At 35.7% G+C, this 25,407-nt stretch carries 26 protein-coding genes, 1 pseudogene and 2 riboswitches; of the genes and pseudogenes, 22 read left to right on the top strand and 5 right to left on the bottom strand.

The window, feature by feature from the left end; all coding sequences use genetic code 11:
- The first annotated feature begins 67 nt into the window (after nt 1-67).
- Nucleotides 68-1,051, top strand: coding sequence for an ornithine cyclodeaminase family protein (locus RUH95_RS15110; RefSeq protein ID WP_313893722.1), 984 nt, complete (start codon nt 68-70; stop codon nt 1,049-1,051).
- Nucleotides 1,052-1,092: 41 nt separating this feature from the next.
- On the opposite strand, the gene RUH95_RS15105 is transcribed toward RUH95_RS15110, so the two are convergent.
- A complete protein-coding gene (locus RUH95_RS15105) occupies nt 1,093-2,019 on the bottom strand; it encodes a S66 peptidase family protein (RefSeq protein WP_313893721.1) in 927 nt (308 codons plus the stop codon).
- Between the two features lie 368 nt (nt 2,020-2,387).
- On the opposite strand from RUH95_RS15105, the gene RUH95_RS15100 reads away from it, so the two are divergent.
- The gene (locus RUH95_RS15100) at nt 2,388-4,121 is read left to right on the top strand and encodes a methyl-accepting chemotaxis protein (RefSeq protein ID WP_313893720.1); all 1,734 of its coding nucleotides are present in this window, start codon (nt 2,388-2,390) and stop codon (nt 4,119-4,121) included.
- A 667-nt stretch (nt 4,122-4,788) separates the two neighbouring features.
- On the opposite strand, the gene RUH95_RS15095 is transcribed toward RUH95_RS15100, so the two are convergent.
- Entirely contained in the window at nt 4,789-5,157 is a 369-nt protein-coding gene (locus RUH95_RS15095; RefSeq protein WP_313893719.1) for a helix-turn-helix domain-containing protein, read from the bottom strand.
- A gap of 150 nt (nt 5,158-5,307) precedes the next feature.
- On the opposite strand from RUH95_RS15095, the gene RUH95_RS15090 reads away from it, so the two are divergent.
- The 3 genes from RUH95_RS15090 to RUH95_RS15080 all read left to right on the top strand — a co-directional run bounded on the left by RUH95_RS15090 (nt 5,308) and on the right by RUH95_RS15080 (nt 7,588).
- The gene (locus RUH95_RS15090) at nt 5,308-5,499 is read left to right on the top strand and encodes a hypothetical protein (RefSeq protein WP_313893718.1); all 192 of its coding nucleotides are present in this window, start codon (nt 5,308-5,310) and stop codon (nt 5,497-5,499) included.
- Nucleotides 5,500-5,578: 79 nt separating this feature from the next.
- Nucleotides 5,579-6,451, top strand: a complete 873-nt coding sequence (locus RUH95_RS15085; protein WP_313893717.1) for a DMT family transporter — start codon at nt 5,579-5,581, stop codon at nt 6,449-6,451.
- Nucleotides 6,452-6,610: 159 nt separating this feature from the next.
- Nucleotides 6,611-7,588, top strand: coding sequence for a ring-cleaving dioxygenase (locus RUH95_RS15080; RefSeq protein WP_313893716.1), 978 nt, complete (start codon nt 6,611-6,613; stop codon nt 7,586-7,588).
- 204 nt (nt 7,589-7,792) lie between these two features.
- Here RUH95_RS15080 and RUH95_RS15075 read toward each other — a convergent pair whose 3' ends face one another.
- Entirely contained in the window at nt 7,793-8,275 is a 483-nt protein-coding gene (locus RUH95_RS15075) for a QueT transporter family protein (protein ID WP_313893715.1), read from the bottom strand.
- Between the two features lie 7 nt (nt 8,276-8,282).
- Nucleotides 8,283-8,327, bottom strand: a riboswitch (PreQ1 riboswitch).
- A gap of 96 nt (nt 8,328-8,423) precedes the next feature.
- Here RUH95_RS15075 and RUH95_RS15070 point away from each other — a divergent pair.
- The 4 genes from RUH95_RS15070 (at nt 8,424) to RUH95_RS15055 (ending at nt 11,191) form a co-directional block, all read left to right on the top strand.
- A complete protein-coding gene (locus tag RUH95_RS15070) occupies nt 8,424-9,638 on the top strand; it encodes an MBL fold metallo-hydrolase (RefSeq protein WP_313893714.1) in 1,215 nt (404 codons plus the stop codon).
- Nucleotides 9,625-9,867 carry a DUF3006 domain-containing protein gene (locus tag RUH95_RS15065; protein WP_313893713.1) on the top strand — a complete coding sequence of 81 codons (243 nt, stop codon included), beginning with the start codon at nt 9,625-9,627 and terminating at the stop codon, nt 9,865-9,867. The genes RUH95_RS15070 and RUH95_RS15065 overlap by 14 nt, the downstream gene beginning before the upstream one ends.
- A gap of 196 nt (nt 9,868-10,063) precedes the next feature.
- Nucleotides 10,064-10,327 (top strand): CD3324 family protein, encoded by a 264-nt coding sequence (locus RUH95_RS15060; protein WP_313893712.1) that lies wholly within the window; start codon nt 10,064-10,066, stop codon nt 10,325-10,327.
- Between the two features lie 225 nt (nt 10,328-10,552).
- Entirely contained in the window at nt 10,553-11,191 is a 639-nt protein-coding gene (locus RUH95_RS15055) for a FusB/FusC family EF-G-binding protein (RefSeq protein ID WP_313893711.1), read from the top strand.
- 47 nt (nt 11,192-11,238) lie between these two features.
- Here RUH95_RS15055 and RUH95_RS15050 read toward each other — a convergent pair whose 3' ends face one another.
- Nucleotides 11,239-11,565, bottom strand: coding sequence for an antibiotic biosynthesis monooxygenase family protein (locus tag RUH95_RS15050; protein WP_313893710.1), 327 nt, complete (start codon nt 11,563-11,565; stop codon nt 11,239-11,241).
- 117 nt (nt 11,566-11,682) lie between these two features.
- Between RUH95_RS15050 and RUH95_RS15045 the strand changes: the two genes are divergently transcribed.
- The gene (locus RUH95_RS15045; RefSeq protein ID WP_313893709.1) at nt 11,683-12,309 is read left to right on the top strand and encodes an NUDIX hydrolase; all 627 of its coding nucleotides are present in this window, start codon (nt 11,683-11,685) and stop codon (nt 12,307-12,309) included.
- A gap of 55 nt (nt 12,310-12,364) precedes the next feature.
- Here the strand turns inward: RUH95_RS15045 and RUH95_RS15040 are convergent, their stop codons facing one another.
- Nucleotides 12,365-12,925, bottom strand: a complete 561-nt coding sequence (locus tag RUH95_RS15040; RefSeq protein ID WP_313893708.1) for a 3D domain-containing protein — start codon at nt 12,923-12,925, stop codon at nt 12,365-12,367.
- 342 nt (nt 12,926-13,267) lie between these two features.
- Here RUH95_RS15040 and RUH95_RS15035 point away from each other — a divergent pair, with 342 nt between their 5' ends.
- The 12 genes and pseudogenes from RUH95_RS15035 (at nt 13,268) to RUH95_RS14980 (ending at nt 25,381) form a co-directional block, all read left to right on the top strand.
- The gene (locus RUH95_RS15035; protein WP_313893707.1) at nt 13,268-14,299 is read left to right on the top strand and encodes a S66 family peptidase; all 1,032 of its coding nucleotides are present in this window, start codon (nt 13,268-13,270) and stop codon (nt 14,297-14,299) included.
- Nucleotides 14,300-14,302: 3 nt separating this feature from the next.
- Nucleotides 14,303-15,391 carry an NAD(P)/FAD-dependent oxidoreductase gene (locus RUH95_RS15030; RefSeq protein ID WP_313893706.1) on the top strand — a complete coding sequence of 363 codons (1,089 nt, stop codon included), beginning with the start codon at nt 14,303-14,305 and terminating at the stop codon, nt 15,389-15,391.
- Between the two features lie 20 nt (nt 15,392-15,411).
- Nucleotides 15,412-16,320 (top strand): methyl-accepting chemotaxis protein, encoded by a 909-nt coding sequence (locus tag RUH95_RS15025; protein WP_313893705.1) that lies wholly within the window; start codon nt 15,412-15,414, stop codon nt 16,318-16,320.
- 862 nt (nt 16,321-17,182) lie between these two features.
- Nucleotides 17,183-17,473: a hypothetical protein gene (locus RUH95_RS15020; protein WP_313893704.1), complete on the top strand. Its 291-nt coding sequence runs from the start codon at nt 17,183-17,185 to the stop codon at nt 17,471-17,473.
- A gap of 70 nt (nt 17,474-17,543) precedes the next feature.
- Nucleotides 17,544-17,645, top strand: a riboswitch (purine riboswitch).
- A gap of 144 nt (nt 17,646-17,789) precedes the next feature.
- On the top strand, nt 17,790-18,377 hold the full coding sequence (locus tag RUH95_RS15015; RefSeq protein ID WP_313893703.1) for a xanthine phosphoribosyltransferase: 588 nt from the start codon (nt 17,790-17,792) through the stop codon (nt 18,375-18,377).
- Nucleotides 18,374-19,651, top strand: a complete 1,278-nt coding sequence (locus RUH95_RS15010; protein ID WP_313893702.1) for a nucleobase:cation symporter-2 family protein — start codon at nt 18,374-18,376, stop codon at nt 19,649-19,651. The genes RUH95_RS15015 and RUH95_RS15010 overlap by 4 nt, the downstream gene beginning before the upstream one ends.
- Nucleotides 19,652-19,782: 131 nt before the next feature.
- Nucleotides 19,783-21,072, top strand: coding sequence for a methyl-accepting chemotaxis protein (locus tag RUH95_RS15005; protein WP_313893701.1), 1,290 nt, complete (start codon nt 19,783-19,785; stop codon nt 21,070-21,072).
- A 518-nt stretch (nt 21,073-21,590) separates the two neighbouring features.
- A complete protein-coding gene (locus RUH95_RS15000) occupies nt 21,591-21,890 on the top strand; it encodes a hypothetical protein (RefSeq protein ID WP_313893700.1) in 300 nt (99 codons plus the stop codon).
- Between the two features lie 63 nt (nt 21,891-21,953).
- Nucleotides 21,954-22,412, top strand: a complete 459-nt coding sequence (locus RUH95_RS14995; RefSeq protein ID WP_313893733.1) for a putative iron-sulfur cluster-binding metallochaperone — start codon at nt 21,954-21,956, stop codon at nt 22,410-22,412.
- Nucleotides 22,413-22,740: 328 nt separating this feature from the next.
- Nucleotides 22,741-24,012, top strand: coding sequence for an MDR family MFS transporter (locus RUH95_RS14990; RefSeq protein ID WP_313893699.1), 1,272 nt, complete (start codon nt 22,741-22,743; stop codon nt 24,010-24,012).
- Between the two features lie 391 nt (nt 24,013-24,403).
- Nucleotides 24,404-24,895: pseudogene (locus tag RUH95_RS14985) on the top strand (NUDIX hydrolase); the annotation flags it as partial.
- A complete protein-coding gene (locus RUH95_RS14980) occupies nt 24,884-25,381 on the top strand; it encodes a GNAT family N-acetyltransferase (protein WP_313893732.1) in 498 nt (165 codons plus the stop codon). The pseudogene RUH95_RS14985 and the gene RUH95_RS14980, both read left to right, overlap by 12 nt.
- The last annotated feature ends 26 nt before the right edge of the window (nt 25,382-25,407 follow it).

Genomic DNA, 25,407 nt, shown 5'->3' with positions numbered 1-25,407 from the left:
AGGGAATGCATCGCCTGTTGCTATTTATAGTGATAGGCGTGTTTTTCTAATTATTGGAGGTTGCGATATGTTAGTAGTAAATGAAAAACAAATTATGCAAAGCTATGGAATGAAAGAAGCGATACAGGATATACGCGAAGTGCTCGTTGCAAAAACAGCAAATAAAATTGCAAATCCACATCGTACAGTTATTGATTTTCCAACACATGAAGCGTCAGCTCTTTATATGCCGAGTGCTGATCTTGTTGGGGAAGTGTCGGCAGTTAAAGTGGTCACGATTTTCCCACATAATCCTGCAAACGGTAAAGCAACTACTCAAGGTGTTGTTTTATTATCGGATGGAGCAAATGGAGATCATTTAGCAATGCTGAATGCTTCTTATTTAACGAGACTGCGTACTGGTGCTTTAAGTGGGATTGCAACGGATTACTTAGCGAAGAAAGATGCTAACGTGTTAACGGTAATTGGAACAGGTGCGATGGCGTTTGAACAAGTATTAGGTGTGCTTGCTGTTCGTTCGATTGAACGTATTTTATTGGTGAATCGTAACCCGGAAAAAGCAAATGCTTTTGGAGAAAAGCTTCGAGCATTCGGTGTAACAATTGCTTATGAAGTGATGGAAGATGTTGCCGCTGCTGTTTGTCAAGCAGATATCATTAACTGTGCGACTCGTTCAAATGATCCTGTATTTAATGGAGAAGATTTGAAGCCAGGAACTCATGTGAATGGTGTAGGATCATATTTACCACATATGCATGAAGTGGATATAACGACGATTACTCGTGCATCTAAAATTGTGGTGGATGACTTTGCTGGAGTAAAGGACGAGGCAGGAGAACTTATGTATGCGGAGGAACTAGGGAAATGGTCTTTCGACGATGTACACGGTGAACTTGGAAAGCTTGTTATCGGTGCAATAAAAGGCAGAGAAAATGAAGAAGAAATTACTTTTTTTAAATGTGTTGGAGCTGCATATTTTGATTTGGCAGTGGCAAAAGGTGTTTATGCAAAAGCGAAGCAACAACAAATAGGTACAGAAATTGACGTGTAACATGAAAATGCCCAATTCCGAAGCAACTTGGAATTGGGCATTTAACTTGGACTCACTGCTGGTTCCATAACAGTTAATGTGCTGTTTAACGTGTTCATATTAACAACAGCACCTATTGGAATCGTTGCTTTATAAAAGCCGTGAGCTGTTGAAAGATTGGACATAAGTGGTATTCCTAAAGGTACTAAAAATTCATTTATAAGATCTGCGTACGTTTTTCCATATGAAATGTCACAATTCGTGCAATCCCCCATGATAATTCCAAGACAGTCATCAAATTTTCCGGCTAAGAAAAGATGATTTAAATATCTATATACAGTATTTATTGGTTCATGTGTTTCTTCTAAAAAGATAATTTTTCCAGCAGTGCTAATTTCGTAAGGTGTTCCTAAAGTGCCTATAAAAGAAGTAAGGTTCCCTCCAACAATGGGGCCAACTACATTACCAGGAACTAAGCTTACGAGAGGAAAGCCTGGTGGGTTTTGAATTTCCCAAGGTGCGAATAAAGAGGAAGTTGCAGAAAAGAATTGATTAAAATTATATGCTGGAGTACTCATTTTAAAATCTAGTAAGAGGAGGCTTTGAAAGGTGATTAAGTCCGCATATTCAAAAAGTACATTTTGTAAGACAGAAATATCGCTATAGCCAGACACAATTTTAGGATTGCGAGATATAAATGTGAAGTCGAGATAAGGAAGAATACTTGCCACTCCGACGCCGCCTCTAGTCGGCAGTATCCACTTAACTTCTTTATTTGCAAACATTTTCATTAAATCTGAAGCCATTTGCTGTGGAGTTGCTGCCAGAAATCCCTCCGCTGAATAGACATAGTCCCCTACGATAACCCGAAGCCCCATATTTTCTAATACCATGATTCCTTCATCTATTCTATTAGCTGCTAATGGGCTACCTATAGTAACAATACCGACAGTATCTCCCCGAATCAGTTGCGGGGGTCTAGTAGCCATATTTGAAAACCTCCCTTATGAAAAATACTCATTATTAATAATGTTTATTCTTCAAAAGAAGGAAATATAACAGTTTGATAATAAAAAAGTAGCCATTCTTTGTTAACGGGCCACTTAACTTAGTAAGATTATTATTCCATATCATCAAAATAATATTTGCAAATGACATATAAATATCACTAAAGTGTATAGAATGGTTGGAAATAGGTATTTGTGCCTTTTTACATATATAAACAGTTTGGCTTATAATATGGGATGTATTTATATTTTTGTAAAGACTAAAGTATTTATAAACTTTATGGATACTTAGAAAACAAAATGAATACGTATGCAAAATGCAAGTGAACATAAATAAGGGGGACTAGCACGTGAAAATTCGTACTAAATTATTTATTATTTCATTATGCCTATTACTCGTTCCGAGTTTAATAATAGGGGTAAGCAGTTATGTATCCGCTCAAAAAAACTTAGATGAACTAGGTGAAAAAACACTTAAAAATGGTGTTGAAATGGCGATTCAATTAATTGATGCAATGAACTACTCCGTGGAAAAAGGGGACATATCGCTAGAAGATGCACAGGATAAAGTAAAACAATATTTACTTGGTGATTTACAAAGTGATGGAAAACGTGCGTTAACAACAAAAGTTGATTTAGGTGCAAATGGTTACTTTGTCGTCTATGGTAAAGATGGAGAACAAATCGCTCATCCTTCTATTGAGGGAACAAATGGATGGGAAAATAAAGATATTGATGGAAAATACGTCGTACAAGATATTATTAAGGCTGCAGAAGATGGAACTGGTTTCTCTTATTATAAATGGGAATTACCAGGTCAACCGGGTACAGAAGCTACAAAAATTACGTATAATGCAGTAGATCCGAACTGGGGATGGATCATAAGTGCTGGTACATATATGAATGCATTTAATAAGGGAAGTAATTCTATCCTTATAAATATCGCAATTACACTTGCATTGAGTACTTTAGTTGGTATTGCTGTTATTATTCTATTCTCTAAACATTTAGCTAATCCAATTCAACTAATTGCGGAAAATGTAAAGAAAATTGCAAACCAAGACTTATCCATTAAAAATATTAAAATTAACAATAAAGATGAATTAGGCGACTTAGCAAATGATATTAATTCAATGACTACAAATTTAAAAGATGTCCTTAACTCTGTTTCCATTTCAGCAGAGCAAGTTGCTGCAACTTCTGAGGAACTTACTGCAAGTAGTGAAGAAACGAGTAGGGCATCGGAGGAGATTACTGATTCGATTCAACAAATTTCTTCTGGTCAAGAAAGTCAGTTACTTGGAATGCAGGAAGCAACAAATTCCGTTTCACAAATTTCAACTAGTATTACTGAAATAACATCGAACATTAAAGAAGTAAATGAACTTTCCATTGCAACTTCTAAAGATTCCTTAGCTGGTAATGAAGTTATTGTTCAAACAGTGGAACAAATGAATCAGATTAATAACCAAAGCACAATGACTACAACGGCAATGGAAATGCTTGAGCGCAAATCGCATGAAATTGGAGAAATTATTAATGTGATTACAGGAATAGCTGAACAAACAAATTTACTTGCATTAAATGCAGCAATTGAAGCAGCGCGAGCAGGCGAGCATGGAAAAGGATTTGCGGTTGTAGCAGACGAAGTGAGAAAACTAGCTGAGGAATCAGGAAATGCAGCTAAAAATATTGCCACTTTGATCGGCGAAATTCAAGTCAATACAAAGGATACCGTTCGAACTGTAAATGAAGGAAAAGTTGTTATTGAAACTGGTATGACTTATGTAACAAATGCTGGTAAAACATTTGAAACAATTGCAGCAGATATTGGCTTAATTAATAATAAACTATCATTCATTTCAACAGGAATCCAAGAAATAAGCAATAATACAGAAGTACTTGTAAAAGAAGTAGATAAAACAAAAGAAGTGACAGAAGAGTCGACAAGCTATACACAAAACGTAGTGGCAGCGGCAGAAGAACAATATGCTTCGATGATCGAGATGACATCCGCTTCACGTTCATTAGCAGAAATGTCCGAAAAACTTCAAGACATTGTTGCTGATTTTAAATTGAATTAAATTGAAACTGCTTCAATAACTTTTAGGTTATTGAAGCAGTTTTTATTTTCAGATGAAAGTATATGAAAATGTACCATGAACACTGGGTTTAGGGTACGTATAGAGAGTAAGGAAGTTATAGAAATGGATGGAGTGGATTTCGTAACAAGCGGACGCGTTCCGCGGGCACGGCTTCAATCTCCTCGTCGCTGCAAAAACATGTGCTCCTGCGGTTACTCGTCGCAGAAAATATTCGCTGTTCCCGCTGGAGTCGCCGCTTTTCACTACATCCATACTATTTATGGGAGTGGATTTATGGTCTTTCTACTTAACCACTATGAGGTCAGATGGAGAAAAAAAGTTCATCCGCACTTCTAGTTAGAAATAGACCGACGATTTTTATACGAAGTAAATTTGTCCTCTACTTCTCCACTTTAATGTGCAAATATAGAAGTGTCTCTTTCTAAAAACGGACAAAAAGTCGCCAAAATTGTATCTTTGGCGACCTTCAAAGAGTATAGAATGTCTCTTGCTTCTTCTACTACCAAAAGCATTTAACAACTTGGCGTGGAAGTTGAATTCGAGAGGAAGACAAACATTTGCCACACTTTAAAATTTCCCCGTTCATCGTATAGCTTAATGAGAAGCCTGGAGCGAGCCGGAAACTGCGCTGCTAAGATGTTTTTTCTTATTTCTTTTTGCCATCTACAGTATCTAAAAAATCTTTAGCTGTTCTAACCACATATTTAATTTCATCTAATTCTCTTTCTTTGAGTAGAGAATGATGAACATCTAGAATGATTTTCTTTTCTTCAATCTCCATAACACCAGCTAGCTTTTGAAAATTAAATAATTCATCCGGTGTAATTTCTAATGCGTTCATGATTAATTCTAATGTATTTAAAGATATGTTCGTTTGGCCGCGCTCGATATCTGATATACGGGATTTGCTCATTCCCATGGAACCTGTTAATTCTGCCACTTGGGATTGTGTTAGCCGTTTCGATTCTCTAATCACTCTCAATTGTTCTCCAACTAATTTTAAAAAACTGGACACTGAAATTCACCTCTAACTAAGAGGCTAGACAATTTCATTAAAAATATACATCTCATTAAAGAAGTATTTTATTACTAAATTCCTGTGTAGGTGGTACAATGGGGGGGCAAATCTAATTTTATTGTTATTACTGTAAAAGGAGAGGGCAACATGGATAACGGTAGGCAGAAAGTAAATGAAATCCAATATGTAATAGAGTTGATGCAAGAGGATAGCGGAAAAGAAGAGACTTTAAAAAGCTTTGATTCTTTCTATGAAGAAAAAATGAGATTAATCCAAGAGATTCGTCAATTAGAAGAGGGGATTTTAGAAAAGCTTATTAAGGTAATTGAAATGAGATAGTTATTTGTCGAATTGTCGTGCATAGGGATAATTATAACGATATAATTACACTATTGAAAAAATAGTGAGGGATTATGTAATGAAAAATTATCTTGGAGAAATAGGTCTTGTCATTACGGCGATTATATGGGGAAGTGGATTTGTTGCCAGTGCAGTAGCGCTAGAACACTACACACCTTATCAAATTTTGGCAGGAAGGTTTTTAATAGGTGCTGTTCTTTTAAGCTTATTCTTCTATAAAAGGTTGAAGCAAATAAAGAAAAGTACACTTTTAAAAGGAGCGATTTTAGGAGGCTTTTTATATGTAGCATTTATACTCCAAACAGTTGGATTAGAATACACGACTCCATCTAAAAATGCATTTTTAACAGCGGTCAATGTAGTCATTGTTCCTTTCATCGGTTATGTCCTTTATAAGAGGAAAATGGATATGTTTGAATTGTTCGGTGCGATTATTGCTTTGATAGGTGTAGCGGTATTATCGCTTCAATTATCTTCCGACATAAATATTGGAGATATGCTTACATTGGCATGTGCAGTTGGATTTGCGTTCCACATTTTTTACACGGCCAAATATGTAAAGGAAGAAGATCCTGTTCTACTAGCAATTATTCAAATGGTGGTTGCAGCTTTAATAAGTTGGATCGTTGTTTTTTTCAAAGGAGAAACTTCTTTTACATTTGCTTCTGAAGGAATGCTTCCACTTATTTATCTAGGTATTTTTTCTACGACGATTGCTTATTTATTGCAAACGGTTGCTCAGAAATACATTTCGGAAACAAAAGCAGCTATTATTCTTTCAACAGAATCTTTTTGGGGTATGGCATTTTCCGTTATCATTTTAAGCGAAATTATGACGACAAGAATGGCTATTGGAGCAGTTCTTATACTCTTTGCGATTATTCTTTCTGAAACAAAGCTAGGATTTTTGAAAAAGCAAAAATTGATCTAAAAAAAGGAAACACCAACTTTCGTTATAACCGATTGTTGGTGTTTTTTTGCATAGTTTTTCAACTTATTGACATCCTAAAATGTTCATGATAAAATTACTTTGAATTCGAGATAATTTTAATGGAGATAAAAACATATAAATAAATTGGAGGAATATACAATGAACGGATTAAAAGGCATACATCACGTAACAGCGATTACAAGTAGTGCGGAAAAGAACTACGAATTTTTCACGTATGTGTTAGGAATGCGTTTAGTAAAGAAAACAGTTAACCAAGATGATATCCAAACATATCATTTATTTTTCGCGGATGATAAAGGTAGTGCCGGCACAGATATGACCTTTTTCGATTTCCCTGGAATTGCAAAAGGAGTACATGGAACAGATGAAATTTCGAAAACCTCTTTCCGCGTACCGAATGATGCAGCACTAGATTATTGGGTAAAACGTTTCGATCGTTTAGAAATAGCACATGCGGGCATTCAAGAGCAGTTCGGTAAAAAAGTATTACCATTTGTTGATTTTGATGACCAACCTTATCAATTAATTTCAGATGAAAATAATAAAGGTGTTGCTTCAGGAACACCATGGCAAAATGGACCTGTTCCATTAGAATATGCAATTACTGGACTTGGACCAATTCATATACGTATTGCTCAATTTGATTATTTAAAAGAAGTGTTAGAAAAGGTATTACTATTTAAAGAAATAGCTCATGAAGGATCATTCCATTTATTCGAAGTTGGAGAAGGTGGAAATGGCGCACAAGTAGTTGTGGAGAAAAATGTTGTTCTGCCAGCTGGAAGACAAGGATTTGGAACTGTTCACCATGTGGCATTCCGAGTAGAGGATCGTGCTGTATTAGAAGAATGGATCGAGCGTTTGAGCAGCTTCGGATTCCAAACATCTGGTTATGTGAATCGTCACTTCTTTGAATCTTTATATGCACGAGTTGCACACGGTGTATTATTCGAGTTTGCAACAGATGGGCCAGGATTTATGGGCGACGAGCCGTATGAAACACTTGGTGAAAAATTATCATTGCCTCCATTTTTAGAACCAAAACGTGAAGAAATTGAAGGTTTAGTTCGCCCGATTGATACAGTAAGAAGCACAAAAGAGTTCGATAAAGAATAAAATACTATTAACGAGTTTGCTTCTAAAATAGAAGCGGGCTCGTTTTTTCATGAAGAATCAAGATTTAAAAGTGATTAATAGGAATTGGACAATAATGCTTCATAATCGGACAATCTCAGCATAATACTTCAAAGTAAGGGTACTTTCGTTTTTTCTAATAGACAAAAAAGAACCAGACTCTATTTTTTAGAATCCGGTTCTTTTTTATATCAATTCTTTAAAGTTTAATCGTTTGTTTAATGCAGCCATAAGTGGAATACCAACTGCTAATACGACGAATTCACCAGCAGCTACTGTTAACCATGTGTAGAAGAATGGCAGCTCTAATGCAAGGTGTAATTCGAATGCAATGATAAACATCGTAAACGTAAAGAATAGTGTATTAAATATCATGCGTGGGACATGTCCTTTAATAAACTTAGATGCAAAAATAGTAACTGATAAAGTGATGATCGAATGTGCAACCCCAAAAGTTAAATCATATAAACCTAGAGGGGAAAACAAATTGGCCACAAACACACCAATTACAATTCCAAAAAAGTATTTTTTATTAAATACAATTAGGTGATTAAACATTTCCGAAATACGGAATTGTAATGCACCAAATGCCAAAGGTGCAACTAGTAGAGAAACAGCAACATATAAAGCTGCGATAACTCCGCTTGTTACAAGTGTTTTGATTTTCATTATTCATTTCTCCTTAGTTTTTTTACGTGGGAGGTTCTCGAACCACGTTATATAATGCACAATTGATAATTCTATGTTATTTAACATAGCTATGTCAAGGGAATTCTTTTACACTATATTGTATAGAGTTAAAAAAGGAAGGTTCAACATGAAAAAAATAGTTTATTTGTTTACGATAGTTATCGCTGTAATTGCATTATTAATTGGATGTACGCAGCCGATTAATGAAATGGAAGTTCCTAATACGAATGTGCAGGAAGAAACAACTAAAGGGAAAGAAATGAAAGTCCATTTTATCGATGTAGGACAAGGAGATTCGATTTTTATTCAATCACCAAACGGTAAAAATATGCTAATCGATGGAGGGAAGCGTGATTCAGGTAAAGAGGTTGTCGCGTTTCTACGAGATTTAGGTGTGAATAAGCTAGATTATGTAGTGGCAACGCATCCAGATGCCGATCATATTGGTGGATTACTTGCGGTATTAAATTCTATTTCTATTAAAAACTTTGTTGATTCTGGTAAAGTCCATACTTCGCAAACATATGAGAAAATGCTGACACTCATTCAAGAGAAAAAAATCCCTTTTATTGTGCCAGCAAATGGAGACGAGATTTCACTAGATCCAGCAATTAACATTACGGTGTTAAATGCTGGGGAGGGTGCGGCTGATAATAATGAGGCGTCGATTGTGCTTAGAGTAGCTTACAAAGATGTTTCGTTTTTATTAACAGGAGATGCAGACACTGGCGTCGAATCAAACATGATGGAACAATATAATGTGGAGTCAACTATTTTAAAAGCAGGTCATCATGGATCAAATACGAGTAGTTCTAGTGAATTTATTGCTGCTGTTAAACCAGAAGTTTCTATTTTGAGTTATGGGAAAGATAATTCCTATGGGCATCCTCATTCAGAAGTTGTCAGTGTTTTAAAGAAAGCTGGCTCTCAGGTGTATGCGACTGCTGAAGCAGGGAATATTTCAGTATCAACAAATGGGGTAGATTATTCTGTGTCTGCTGGGCATGCTTTGCCGAAAGAGGAAATTGTAGAGCCTGTTGTAGATGTATCTATTTCGATAACAAGTAAGGATTTACGAGAAGAAATTGTTGGGATAACGAATAAAGGGAATGAATCTGTAAGCTTACAAGGTTGGCAACTTTTTTCAATAGAAGGAAATCAAGTGTTCAAGTTTCCGAATATTAGCTTAGCGGTAGGGAAAACAATCTATATTACAAGTGGACCAGACGCAGTAGAAGGTCAAGGGTATATTAAATGGAATAACGGACAAATGTGGAAAAATGATGGGGATGCAGCTCAATTGTTGAATGAAAAAGGAGAGATTGTGAGTGAAATGGAGTAAATACATTCTAGATCGATTTGAAGAAGACATCGCTGTTTTTTTGAAGTATCCTGATGAAGAAGACAAATTGCAACTTCATCGTTCAAAACTAGCCACTTCCTTTCAGGAGGGGGATATTGTTCGAATTTCTATCGAGAATGGTCTATATCAAATAGAGCATCTGCAAGAGGAAACATTGAACCAAAAAGATAAAATTCAACAATTACTTGAGCAACTGAAAAGAAAATGAATATACTTATATTTAGGAGGTGAGTATGATGGTAAATGAGAAAAAATTACCAGATAACGCAACGTCTCATGCAAAGCCTGTAATTGGAAAGGCGATACTTTGCATGGGGAGATTTATAAATAAACCCTAATCGCCATTTATAATTTCGGCTTTGCACCTTATTGAATGATTTATACCTAATAAGGAGCGAGCGAAAATGACATATGTAAAAGCAAGTGCTGTTTTACCTGAAGAGCTTATCGTTGAAATTCAAAAGTATATTCAAGGTGAAGCTATTTATATTCCGAAACCAGAGAAGCATTACAAAAAGTGGGGTGCTTTGTCTGGGGAGAGAAAAAGAATTGATGATAGAAACGATACGATACGAAAAGCTTATAAAACTGGGGTTTCACTTGACCAGTTAGCAGAGGAGCATTTCCTGTCAATTGAAACGATCAAAAAGATTGTATATTCGAAGTGAATAGTATGTATGACTGATAATCTATGGAGATTGTCAGTTTTTTTAGTGGGAAAGCATTTAAAAAGGAAAATCGGATGGTTGGAGCCAAGAATCGGATGGTCAGCCAGGAAAATCGGATGGCTGCCGCCAACAATCACCTTTGGTTATGGCGAAATTGGTTACTATTCATCTTCTGCATATATTAAAAGGGACTAATCCTTTACAATAATAAAAGAGGTGATGAACATGAATCCTTTCATTCGAAATGATCAATATAATTTTATAAAAAAACAAACACAAATACTCGTAAATGGGCATATGACAGTTAATGATAGAGCTGTTTTAACTGCTTTAAAATCGCTCACTTTAGAGAAGGTTTTCGAACTTTTCGAACTGTTAAATGAAGAACAGAAACAGTTGTTAAGCTCGATTGTAGAAGTGAAAGAAAAAGAACAGGCAGAAGTATTTGTAGCGCAAATAAAACCTTTTATTGTCCCATTTAAACAAGTATCGGAACAAGCGATCAAAAAGCTATTTCCGAAAGTAAAAAAACTAAAAATCCCATCAATCCAAGAAATGGATTTCAAACGGTTATCATATATAGGATGGAATGATAAAGGCTCTAATAAAAAGTTCCTCGTTATGGAGTATAAAGAAAAACTTGTTGGAATATCTGGTGGATTTGCAAGCTCGCATAAGAAAGGTCTATGTGCACTTTGTCATCGTTTTGAAGAAGTTGGGATGTTTACTTCATTTGTAAAAGGCGCAACACAAGATGCTTTTACGAAGAGAGGTAACTATATTTGTCAGGATAGTCAAAAATGCAATGACAATTTAGTATCGCTAACAAAGCTAGATGAATTTATCGAACTTCTTGATGGGTAAAATAAAAGATAGATCAAGCAAATGATAATCTGCTTGATCTATCTTTTTTACATTTCAAAAAAAATATCTCGTTCGACTTTGCATACTCTTAAGGAAAAACTTTGATACCACATTGCCTTACCTTTTTCTTGTGCAATTTGATGAGTGGAATGCTCTTTCCAATTTTTTATTGCTTCTAATGATTCCCAGTAAGAAACGGTTATACCTAATTGTTCATCACGTGCAGATTCTACTCCTAGAAAGCCAGCTTGCTGAGAAGCAAGTTCGACCATTTTATCTGCCATTTTGGAATAGCCTTTATCGCCGTCTGTTCGTTTAGAAGAAAAAATGACCGCATAATACGGAGGTTTAAAAGTTTTTGAAGTATCGTTCATATTTTCACATCCTTTTAAAATAGTTCACTATACATATCATAAAGAATATTCGAATAGCTGTGAAGCATCGAATGATTTGATAGTATAATGAATTAAAAATATTTGGGAGTTGTTGAAATGGAAAATGAGTTTTTGAAAGTATTTGATGAAAATAGAAATGAAATAGGCGTTGCAACGCGCGAGGAAGTACATAGAGTAGGGCATTGGCATGAAACATTTCATTGTTGGTTTATTAGTAGAGAAAACGACAAAGATTATATATATTTGCAAATTCGAAGTGACTCTAAAAAGGATTATCCAGGTCTATTAGATATTACAGCCGCTGGTCATTTATTAGTAAATGAAACGGTTAATGACGGGATTAGAGAAGTGGAGGAAGAGCTTGGAATAGTCTTGACATTTACTGAGTTAATTTCACTTGGGATCATCAATTATTCGGTAACAACGGGAGAACTTATTGATAAAGAATTTGCTCATGTATTTTTACATAATAGTGTACATTCATTCGATGATTACATATTGCAGAAAGAGGAAGTATCAGGAATTGTTCGTACTGAATTTCACCAATTTTCTGGACTTTGGCTCGGAAGCTTAGAAGAAATACAAATAGAAGGGTTTGAAGTAAACTCGGCAGGGAATAATATCGTCATTCACAAAACTGTAACTAAAGATCATTTTGTCCCTCATGAAAAATCGTACTATGAAGCTATCATCCATCAAATAGTTGAAATCCAACAAGCTTAGGTAGTAACAAAAAAACTGACCCAAGGTTTAGTTCCTTAGGATCAGTTTTTTTTACTTAGTTTAATATTTTAATCTTAACTTTTTTACGTCCCCATTTATAAGCATCGCTCTTAGAAGAGAAGAAAACATCAATTTTATTTCCTTTGATAGATCCACCAGTATCGCCTGCAATTGCGTATCCATAACCTTCAACATGAACTTTTGTTCCAAGTTTAATAACCGATGGATCAACCGCAATTACTTTTACATCCGGATCACTTTTTAAGTTAATGCCTGTGCTTGTAATACCAGAGCAACCATTACAGTTAGCAGTAAATGCACTTGCTGTAACGTAAAACTCGTCTACAACATTATCAGAGTCAGAACGGGATGGGGTTTTAGTTTTCGCTGCTTTTCCATCTTTCGTAGTGACTAGTTTTTGATTGACGTTAATCGCATCTGATTTTAAGTTATTCCAAGATTTTAAGTTGGAAATAGATACATTTTGAGATTTTGCGATTTTATACAGCGTGTCCCCTTTTTGTACAGTGTACGTGGAAGACGCGGCTAAGCTTGAGTTTGCTCCGCTAACCAATAATGCAATTACGATTATGAGTGTTCCAAGAAATCTTCTCAAATACTCTACTCCTTGCTATTTAGTCTAATCACATATTAACAGTATAATATTACAGGAATATTACAAAGGCTTACCAAAATCGTTACAAAACTTAAAAAAATATTACAAAAGACTAGTAAAGTATATGGTGAAACTCAAAAGTATATGAAAAAAGACTTAATTTTTGCGAATGGTCTAGTCATTAGCAAACTTTTTTTCATTTAAAGAAATATCATTAAAATTCGGTCAAAATTTTTGGGGAAGTCTTTATACCTAATTAATAATTTATTAGACCTACTTGTATTCGTTATAGATTATAATTAGATTTATTAAATTATTTTAAATCAAAAGGGGGACAATGCAATGTTAATAAAACCTAAAATGCTAAAAGCTGGAGATAAAGTAGCGACGATTAGTTTGTCTTGGGGTGGAGCTGGTGACCCCGAATTAAAATGGCGTTATGAACAAGGGGTAGAAAGACTTAGGACTGTTTTTCATTTAGATGTTATTGCAATGCCGAATAGTTTAAAAGGGTCTGATTTCATATATGACAATCCAAAAGCTCGTGCGGAAGATTTAATGGATGCATTCAAAGACCCTTCGATTAAAGGTATTATTTCAAATATTGGAGGAAGCGAGAGCATTCGTCTTTTACCATATATCGATTTTGACGTAATACGTCGTAATCCAAAAGTATTTATCGGCTATTCAGATTCAACTATCACGCATTTATTTTGCCATAAAGCCGGAATTACGTCTTTTTATGGTCCTTCTCTTCTTGTCGACTTCGCTGAAAACGTAGAGATGCATGCGTATACAATAGAAGCACTTAAAAAAGCTCTTTTTGCAATTGATGAAATAGGAGAGGTGAAGCCTGCTACAGAGTGGACGAGTGAACGTGTGGAATGGATTATTGAAAATAAAAATAGACAAAGAAACATGAATCCGAATAATGGATATGAACTACTGCAAGGAAATGGTGTTGTACAAGGTAGATTAATCGGAGGGTGTATAGAAGTATTAGAATTTGCAAAAGGAACATCGCTATGGCCGGACCAATCTTATTGGGACGATAGTATTTTATTTTTCGAAACATCTGAAGATATGCCTGAACCGGGTCTAATCGAATATTGGTTACGAAATTACGGTTCACAAGGAATTTTACAAAAAGCAAAAGGCATTGTTTTCGGAAAACCTCAAAAAGAGAAATATTATGAAGAATATAAAGAGTCTATCGTGAAAATTATGAAAGAGTTGAACCTGACGGAGTTACCTATTTTGTATAATTTGAACTTTGGTCATACAGAGCCAAAATTCGTATTACCGTATGGAACGAAGGCTGAAATAAATTGTGAAAATGTCACGTTTTCTATTTTAGAAAGTGGAGTGAAATAATAGATGGCTTCCTATATCGTTGTTGGTGGTGGAATTTTAGGTGCTTCCACTGCTTACCATCTCGCTAAAAATAAAGTGAACGTAACACTAATTGATCGAAAAGACCTCGGCCAAGCTTCAGATGCAGCAGCTGGCATTATATGCCCATGGATTTCTCAAAGAAGAAATAAAAAGTGGTATGAGCTTGTAAGAAATGGTGCGAAGTATTATAAACAGCTTGTTGCGGAATTAGAAGAACTGGGTGAGATGTCGACTGGCTATAAACAAGTTGGGGCGATTAGCTTACAAAATGATGAAAAAAAGTTACAAGCAATGCTTAAGCGTGCGTTAGAGAAAAGAGAAGATGCACCTGAAATTGGCGATTTGAAAATACTTTCTCCAAAAGAAACAAAGGAACTTTTTCCACTAATTTCGGAAAATTTTTATTCGCTGTATGTGGAAGGTGCAGCAAGAGTAGATGGCCGAATGATGCGGGATGCACTTCTTCGAGGAGCGAAACAGCATGGTGCAGAAATTTTCCACGGGGATGCGGAGCTTTCGCGTGAAGGTGTTTTATTAAACGGAAAGCTATTAGAAGCAGATGGCATCATTTTAACAGCTGGTGCATGGGGCAATGAATTACCTTTGAGTGTTGGTGTAGATATGAAGGTTAGTTTCCAAAAAGCGCAAATCATGCATTTTCGAATTGACAATAAAGCAACTGGTAATTGGCCGGTAGTATTGCCTCCAACGAATCAATATTTATTAACATTTGAAGATGGGAAAGTAGTTGCAGGGTCTACATATGAAGAACATACTGGATTTGATATAGCTGTTACAGAAGAAGGAAAAAAGGAATTGTTGTCGAATGCAATAAGTGTAGCAAAAACATTGGAAAATGCGTTCATTGAAGAAGTGCGAGTTGGATTTAGACCATACACACCAGAATTTTTACCTGTCATTGGAAAAGTTCCAGGGTTTGAACATATGTATTTTGCAAATGGCTTAGGTGCGTCTGGCTTAACTGCTGGTCCGTTTGTTGGAGCAGAGCTTGCGAAGCTTGTTTTACAGCAGGATACAGTGCTTGAGTTGTCCAGATATGCACCTAGTTGATAATTACAGGGGGTAATGAAATGAATTATACACAAGTTGAAAAAGTAGATGATATGACGGTAGTTACTGCTTTAGAGAAGAATTTGGCATTTATTCGATTTGATCTAGATCGTCGAGTTGCTTATGTGAATGAAAATTTCGCTAAAGAGCTAGGATATACAGTAAATGAAGCAATGGGAATGTATCACAGAGACTTTTGTTTTCCGAAGTTTATGAAAAGTGCAGAGTATGAAACTTTTTGGAAAGATCTACTTGCAGGGAAAACTTTTCAAAATAAAGTGGAGCGCAAAAATAAGCAAGGAAATAGTGTGATGTTTGAAGCAACTTATATGCCGATATTTGGTGGGAATGGTAAGGTGCTTGGTGTTACAAAGATTGCAACGAATGTGACAGGCCGTCATAACACGATTATAGAAGTAACAGACGGGTTGAATGGTATGTCTAAAGATTTAAGTGACCGTGCAGATATGGGGATTAAACGAAATGAAGGTTTATTAGCGAGTATTGATGAAATTGCTAATGGATCAAAGGAAAATTCGGCGACATTAGCGAATTTGCAAGTGCAAGCTGATTCGATTCGTGGTATTGTGCAAACGATTAGAGAAATAGCAGCTCAAACAAACTTATTGGCATTGAATGCTGCAATAGAAGCAGCGCGTGCAGGTGAACATGGGAGAGGCTTTAACGTAGTAGCGCAAGAAGTGCGTAAGCTTGCGGGGAGAGTAGAAGCATCTATTGTCGAAGTGAGAGAAAATATCGAAGGAATTACAAAACAAGTAGACTCTGTAACGAAAAGTAATGATAAGTCTCAACAAAGTATTGAGAATAGCCAAGATGAAATTCGTATAGCATTAGAAGAATTTAAAGAGCTTGCGACTGTTTCGGAAAAGTTAGATACACAAACCAGAGAGTTCGTTAAGCTTATATAGATTATTATTTATGAAACATTCACGTTTGTTCGAACAAACGTGAATGTTTTAATTTTAAGAAAATATATAAAAATGTTCCATGGACAGAGGGTTTACGGTACATACAAAGAGGAAGAGATTATAAGAATGAATAAAGTGGATTTCGTTACAAACGGACGCTTTCGGCGGGCACGGCTTCAATCTCCTCGTCGTTGCAAAAATATGCTCCTGCGGTTACTCGTCGCAAAGACACTTACCAAGTAGAGTTCGGTCAGTGTCTTTCCTGCGGGGCTTTCAGCTCGGTGCACCTGACACTTCGTTTTCGGTGCAAAAAACATCCGCTGTTCCTGCCAAAGTAGTCGTTTTTCACTACATCCATCCTGCTTATGGGAGTGTATTCATGTTCTTTCTACTAGAGTTTTTCCATGTAAGAAGAGAAAAAATTCATCAACACTTCTAGTTAAAAAAGACCGACAAGTTTCGTACGAAGTTAATTTGTCATCTACTTCTCCACTTTCTGTCGAAATGTAGAAGTGTCTCTTTCTAAAAATCTACAAAGAGTCGCCAAAATTGTATCTTTGGCGACCTACAGAGTATATAGAACCGACTTGCTTCTCCTATTGCCAAAAGTATTTAACCACTTGGCATAGAAGTTTCTGGCGAGCGGAAGGCAAATATTTGCCATACGATGACCGAAGAAAAGTCTTGTTGAAAGTGGAGTAGCCACTTTATAAGATTTAAAAATTTCCCCGTTCATCGTATAGCCTAGCGAACCAAAAACTGCATCACTAAGTAAAGGAATGAGCGTCTTTTACTAGGTGTTTGTTTTGGTGCCAGACACGCGTGCATGTTACAATAGAAAAATATATTGGAGGTTTAGAAATTGAGCGAGCGAGTAACGATTATATATATAGAAGTCGAGCGTGAAATTGACTTTTATTATCAAATGCAGCAAATTCGAGTGGAGCAGCAGCTTCATTTGACATTGGATGGCATAGCAACAGCAAACCATCAATTTAAACTTCATCATGTGCTAGATGTATCCCACAAACCTTTTTCATTTGGTGGGGGGATGTTATATTTACACACCAATCAAGGCGTATTTACTTATAAAATCGAAGAAGATCCTTCCTATTTTATCCACACTTACAATTCATTCAAAACAAAACTGTGAAACAGAATTTTACGAATCCTTAGACTAATTTTAAATCGTTGAATTTGACATATATAGTGCTATAATGATGAATATTCTAATAGCATTTGCTCATATAAAAGCAGGGATATGGCCTGCGAGTTTCTACCAACTTACCGTAAAAAAGTTGACTATGAGTGGCAATGAAATAATAGAATTGTGACATTTTTGGTCACGATTTCTTTTATTTCTATTCGAAATTACAAGTTCGAATAACATTGTTCCACTCAACGTATGAGGGAATAAAGTTATCGGGCTTTTTTTGTTTTAAAAAATGAAGACAAGGGAGATTAATAACATGAAATTATTGCAAGAGAAGATCGTACAAGAGGGTAAAGTGTTATCAGAAAATGTTTTAAAAGTAGATTCATTTTTGAATCACCAAATTGATCCTGTTTTAATGCAAGCAATTGGAAACGAGTTTGCTGCTCGTTATAAAGATGCAGGTATTACGAAGATTTTAACGATCGAGTCTTCAGGTATTGCACCTTCTATGTTTGCTGGAATAATACTAGGTGTACCAATTGTTTTTGCTAGAAAGCGCAAATCATTAACGTTATCAGATAATCTATTCACTTCAAAAGTTCATTCATTTACTAAAAATGAAACAAATGATATTTCTGTTTCGAAGGATTTCTTAGTAGATGGAGATACTGTGTTAATCATTGACGACTTCCTTGCGAATGGACAAGCGGTTCTGGGGTTACTTGATATTGTAGAACAAGCAAATGCAATAACTTCTGGAGTAGGAATTGTTATTGAAAAAGGATTCCAAACTGGTGGAAGCATTATCCGTGAGCGCGGCATTCGTGTAGATTCATTAGCTAATATTAAATCATTAGCAAATGGAAAAGTAGAGTTTTTTGAAGAGGACCCAACTGCATGAATGGGATTTTAAAGAATACAGCTTTAGGTATTCAGCATGTTCTTGCGATGTATGCTGGGGCAGTTATCGTACCGCTTATTGTTGGTGGAGCAATCGGTCTTAATCCGGAGGAATTAACTTACTTAGTTGCGATTGATATTTTAATGTGCGGAGTTGCGACTATTTTACAAGTTATGAGCAACCGATTTTTTGGAATTGGGCTTCCGGTAGTTTTAGGATGTACCTTTACAGCGGTTGGACCAATGATTGCGATTGGCGGCGAGTACGGAGTTTCGGCGATTTACGGGGCAATTATTGTTTCGGGTATTTTTATCGTATTAATTAGCGGTATTTTTGGAAGGCTTGTGATGTTTTTCCCTCCAGTCGTTACTGGATCAGTTGTAACGATCATTGGTATCACGCTAATTCCTGTAGCAATTAATAACATGGGTGGCGGACAAGGTGCAAGTGATTTTGGTTCAGTTTCGAATATTTCATTAGCATTTGGTACTTTACTGTTTATCGTGTTACTTTACCGTTTTTCAACTGGTTTTTTAAAAGCTATTTCTATTTTACTAGGGATTATTGCAGGTACGGTTGCTGCGGTTTTTATGGGGAAGGTAGATTTTACACCTGTAATAAAGGCGGATTTCTTTCATATGGTCCAGCCATTTTATTTTGGAACACCAACGTTTGAATGGGCACCTATTTTTACGATGATTTTAGTAGCAATGGTTTCATTAGTTGAATCAACTGGTGTGTACTTTGCACTTGGAGATATTGTAGGGAAGAAAATAGAGAAGGAAGATTTGTCTAAAGGGTATCGTGCAGAAGGTATCGCAGTTTTACTAGGTGGTATTTTCAACGCATTCCCATACACAACATTCTCTCAAAACGTAGGATTAATGCAAATGTCTGGTGTGAAGACGAAAAATATTATTTATATTACAGGTGCTATGTTAATAACACTAGGTTTTATCCCTAAAATTGCTGCAATCACGACGATTATTCCTGAGTCTGTTTTAGGCGGAGCAATGATAGCGATGTTCGGAATGGTTGTTGCACAAGGTATTAAAATGCTTAGTACAACAGTTTCTAATTCTCAGGATAATTCAATGATTATTGCATGTTCGATTGGGATGGGGCTGGGTGTTACTGTAGTTCCTGATTTGTTTGTAGCTCTTCCATCAAGCTTTCAAATTTTAACAAGCAACGGAATTGTAGCAGGTAGTGTCACAGCAATTGTGTTAAATATTATTTTTAATATGATTCCATCAAGAAAAAAACAAGTATAGTATGAATGTAACGCACGAAGGAGTGAATCCTTCGTGTTTTTTTGTTTTGTGTGTGAGAAAAGTCACTGTGTGAAGGGGACTGCTTTGTTAAAGTTGATTAAAATGTGATTTTGACGTAAAGGAGCGAAAAAATGTTATTTAATAGAAAGCAGACGAATATTGGAATCGAAAAAGAAAATCGTTACGATGTGAGGTTGTCTATTACAGACAAAAAAGTCTTAGAGCAAATGCATTTGATTCACTTAACAAAAGAAACTTTACAAGCGATGAAGCAAATGGAACAAGCTATGGTGGAGCATGTGCCGATGGCGGTTCGATCTTTTTACGATTCCGTTATGGGGCAGCCAGAGCTAGAAAAAATTATTAATAAACATAGTTCTAGAGCGCGTTTGGAAGAAAAGCTAATCCAACACGTAAACGGTTGGTTTAGTGGAGTAATGGATGACGAATACCTAGAGAAAAGAAAAGTAGTTGCAAGAATGCATGTACATATAGGATTAGAAACAAAATGGTATTTAGCTGCATGCAATAATTTACTGTTGGCGCTTATTAAACAAGTTTTACTGAAAAATCTGCCAAAAACACAAGAAATAGTTTTTATTGAAGCACTAACGATGATGATGAATTTTGAGCAACAATTGGTTGTAGAAGAATATGACCAGTTTTCATTCGAACAAGCAGTAGAAAAAGAAGAAAAAATTAAGCAAGGAATTATTAATACACTTGGCAATATTGTAACTACTTTAGAAGAACAAACATCGGAAACAACCATTTCTGTAGAGGAGTTAATCAAAACAACTCGTTTAGTAAAAAATGAAGTAGCGATTGGGATTGATACTTCGCTCCGAACGATTTCAACGGCAGAGGAAGGCAAGAAAGCTGTACAGACATTAACGGAAAATGCGCAATCTATTTTCCAAAAAACGTCTTCTATGTCGGGAATGATTAATAAGCTTAATAAATCTTCGGATGAAATTTTAGATGTTGTGAAAATTGTAAAGGATATAGCGACGAAAACGAATTTATTGGCGTTGAATTCTGCTATTGAAGCTGCAAGAGCAGGCGAATATGGAAAAGGCTTTGCTGTTGTTGCGGATGAAGTACGAAAACTTGCCGAGCAAACAAAAAACTCAGTAGAACAAATAGACGCGCTTGTAGGGGAATCCAATCACGCTCAAAGAGATGTCGTGCAGGCAATTCAATTTGTCCAAGGATTAGCAGGTAAAGGTTTAGAGGAAAGTGAACAAACAGCTCAAGCGTTTTCAACTATTTCAATTTCAATCCAAGAAGTCTCAAGCGAATCAAAAGCAGTAGGAACGAAAATAAATGGATTAACGGATGCAGTAGAATCGATTGGAGATGCATCGGTTCGAATAGCAGAATCTGCGAAACTATTGGATGACACGATTAAGAAAATATAGTGGGTGGTACAAAAAGCATTGCTTTTAGCATTGCTTTTTTTGTGGTTGTACCAAAACGTTCAAGCGGCAAAAGGGAGATAGTTGTTAGTATGGTATAATCATCTGAAAATGCAGCCTTAAAATTCTGATTAGTATTTTAAGCCGTCGAAAAGGGGGAATTACCTTTGAATTATGTTAGATTTTGTACTTATCAATTTATTTTATTTTCAGCGCTATTTTTGATCAATATTCCGCTTGATAGATACATAAGTAAACCATTTACTGCGGTTGATTTAATAGCGATATGTATGGGTTTAGCTATCTTACTAATCGTTTACCTATTAGTAAATAAGATTTATAAACGATTCGATAATATTAGGTTGCGAAATAGGATATTAATGACAATACCAACTATTATATTATCAATCCTGTTTATTGGATTACTGGAGCAATTGTTTTTTGTTTTTGATTGACTAATGCGGCATTTAATATTTGAATAACTGGCATTGGAAAATTTCCTTTAAGAGAGTGGAATAAAATTGAAAACGTTATTAGAACTATTACGAATAATTATAATACTTGCGTTTTTTAGTGCTTTGGGTTGGACGATTATAGGAAACACATATACACGTTTAGAAGTAAATGAAACTTACTCATGGCTAGGTGCAATTGCTATTTTGTTGCTACTCTTTGTTCTGTATAGGAACAAGTGGCAATTCACTGGCTGGTATAAAGGAAAGGGTAAAGAAAAACTTCCTAAGACAGTTTCATTGGCACTAGTTTTAGTTTCTATAGTACTAATGATCTTACCGTTAGTATTCAATTCTTCTTTAAACTAATGGGGTTAGTTTGAGAATAGATTTTATTATTAATAATAGAAAACTAAAGTGAGGGGAATGGAAGTGACTGATTGTTGTGCGTCAAAAGAACAAATAGTTGAAAGTAATGGTTATGGTTTATGCCCTTCTTGTAATAATAAAGGGAAAAAGACAGGAATTACCACATTGAAATCAATGCTAAAACCATCAGTCTTAGATTCTTCGAATACAAATTTGACTCATTACTTTTGTTCGACGAAAGATTGTGATGTTGTCTATTTTGATACGGAGGAAAAATTTTACCTTACTTCGGATGTAAAGGTATCTGTATATCAAAAAGATGATTCTTCCACAGTCCCAATTTGCTATTGTTTTGGATGGACAAGAGAGAAAATTCGAGAATATGAAGAACAAAAACTTTTTCCTAAACCATTAGAACACATTAAAGAAAATGTAAAGGCTAACAGATGTGGGTGTGAGGTAAATAATCCTCAAGGTAGTTGCTGCATGGGGAATGTTTTACTATTTACAAAAAGCCTTTAAATAAAGCAGGGAAACGCTGAATTGTTGTCAGTGTTTTTTTGTTATATGTGTGGTTTAGAGGAGTTTATGTGGCGCTCATGGAGTTTTTTTGTGCTTTAAGAGAGTTTATGTGGTGATTGAATCATTTTATTTGTAAAACAGGTATATTGAACTACTACTTATAAGTTTTCCATTTGAAATTTTTATTTCGGAGAAGAGTTTGTGGCTTTCGACGATCAGTTTATAGCTTTCGCCTGTAGTCAACAATTCTGTTTTATTTGAACTTTCTGTTTCGCTTACCGAAATAATATGATAGGATTATTGAATCAATGGATGTGAGGAATAGTTTATGAGAATTAAAGATTGGGACAGAAGTTTAAAAGTAAGGCTGTTTGGAGAGTTTTTTAGTAATTTTAGTTTTTGGATGGTATTTCCGTTCCTAGCAATATACTTTGCAGAGGAATTTGGAACGAGTATGGCAGGGATTTTACTTGTTGTTTCTCAAGTTTTTTCAGTAGCTGCGAATTTAATCGGAGGGTATTGTGCGGATCGATTTGGTAGAAGGACGATGTTGTTTTTTTCTGCGACTGCGCAGGGATTTTCGTTTATTTTATTTGCATTTGCTAACTCACCTTGGTTGGATTCGCCTATGCTTAGTTTTGTGGCGTTTACGATTGCAGGGATGTGTGGGTCATTTTATCATCCAGCGAGCCAGGCTGTTGTAGCAGATGTAGTGCCAGAGCATCAAAGAAGTACTGTTTTTTCTATATTTTATACATCGGTTAATATTACGGTAGTTGTTGGTCCAATTATAGGAGCGATTTTATTCTTTAGTTATCGTTTTCCATTACTTTTAGTATCGGGAATTGTTTTTTGTATACTTGGATTAGCTTTACGATTCCTGACAGAAGAAACATTGTCAGAAGAAACTCGATTGAAGCTAGCTAGTGACGGAAATGATTGGAAAAAGGTAGTAGTGAATCAAGTGAAAACCTATGGATTGATTGTAAAAGACAAAGTATTTTTTCTTTTCATCATTGCTGGAATTTTACTTGGTCAAACGTATATGCAGTTGGATATGTTAATACCTGTATATATGAAGGAAGTTATTGATGTGCAGGTTTTGGGTACGTTATTTAATAGGGAATGGTCGGTAACTGGAGCAGGTTCATTTGGTATTTTATTGTCAGAGAATGGATTACTAGTTGTGATTTTTACTGTTTTTGTAACGAGATGGATGATGAAGTATCAAGAAAAATGGGTGTTTTTCTATTCGTCGATGTTGTATGCAGTGGCGATGCTTATTTTCCCACTTACGCAGAATTTTTGGGTGTTCTTAATAGCGATGGCTGTGTTTACTCTAGGAGAGCTTATGACTGTTGGATTGCAAGAAAGTTTTGTATCAAAATTAGCTCCCGAGGATATGCGTGGACAGTATTTTGCTGCAGCAAGCTTACGCTACACAATAGGGCGCACAATTGCACCACTAGTATTTCCGTTAGCAGCGTGGATTGGCTTTAGTTGGACATTTGTGATTCTGGCTGCTTTAGCTGCATTGAGTGGATTCATCTATTTACTAACGTTTAAAGAGTTTTATAAAAGGCAAAAGGAAATGGTCTAATAAATTGGACAAGGGATGCTCTCATAATGAGAACATCCCTTGATTTTTTTTATAGGTAAAACATAACTTTTGAATTTTAAATTTCATCCCGAAAGAATCGGGGAATAATTTCCATGAAAGGTTCCTCTTTCAATGCCGCGGTAAATTGTTCCACTGGTGCCTTCTAACCTAAGCAACGTAAACCCTACCTTCTTTTACGTCCTTGCGACCCCAAAGTCGCTCCAGTGTGAATAAGTATTATCAAAAACATAAAGCAGAATGCCAAATTTCTAAATTTATGTAATACCAAAATGTTAACAATCAGTATCATCTCATGTTTCCAGTCAAATGTCAAATTATTAATGGGAAAAGTAATAAATGGCATGCTAAAATGAAGCAATGGGGTGAGCAGATGGAAATTTGGGATATTTATGACGCTTTTAGAGAAAAGACTGGAAGAACGCATGTGCGTGGTGAGGAAATGCAAGCTGGGGATTTCCATCAAGTAGTTCATGTTTGGATTGTGAATGAAAAAGGGGAATATTTAATACAAAAAAGGCAGTCCCGGAAAAAAGGGTGGCCGAATATGTGGGATTGTTCTGCAGCAGGCTCTGCAATAGCTGGCGATACAAGTGAAATGGCAGCGATTAGAGAAGTGAAAGAGGAACTTGGCATTGATTTGAACATGGAGCAAGCAGAGTTTTTATTTACGATCAAGTTTTCAAGAGGCTTTGATGATATTTGGCTTGTAAGGCAAAATGTTTCTATAGAAGATGTAATTTTGCAAGAAGAAGAAGTTGCTGATGCGAAGTGGGTTACGGCTGAGGAGCTTCGAAATATGGTTAGTGGTGGGGAGTTTATCCCGTTTTCCTATTTAGATAGTTTGTTTGAAATGATGGATTCTGCGATTTCTATGAAGAAGGCGACTGTTGGGGATTTGGAAGAATTGTTTAATATGCAAAAGGAAGTGTTTATTCCTTTGTATGAAAAATATGAAGATCATCAAACTAGTCCTGTCATACAGTCATTTGAACGATTTAATGAGCGTTTCGAGACAGGAAATTATTATAAAATATACTATGATGGAAAGCTGGCGGGTGGGGTAGATGTATTTCAAAAATCATCAGGTGTCATGCGATTTCATATAATCAATATTTTAGAGCAGTTTCAGAATAAAGGAATTACACAGGAAGTGATGAGCCGTTTAGAAAGCATGTATCCGCAAGCTACTAGCTGGGAGCTGAATACGATTATGGAAGAGGAACGAAATTGCTATTTGTATGAGAAAATGGGCTATGTAAAAACAGGTGATGTGATGAAGATTAATAATCGAATGACGATCGGTAAGTTTGTAAAGCAAGAGAATTTGAATCATTATAGTGCATTATAAAAGGAAGTGACGAATATTTAGTCACT

Origin of the sequence: Psychrobacillus sp., from assembly GCF_032154225.1 — a bacterium.
GTDB lineage: Bacteria > Bacillota > Bacilli > Bacillales_A > Planococcaceae > Psychrobacillus.
This window is presented reverse-complemented; position numbering and strand designations above follow the sequence as displayed.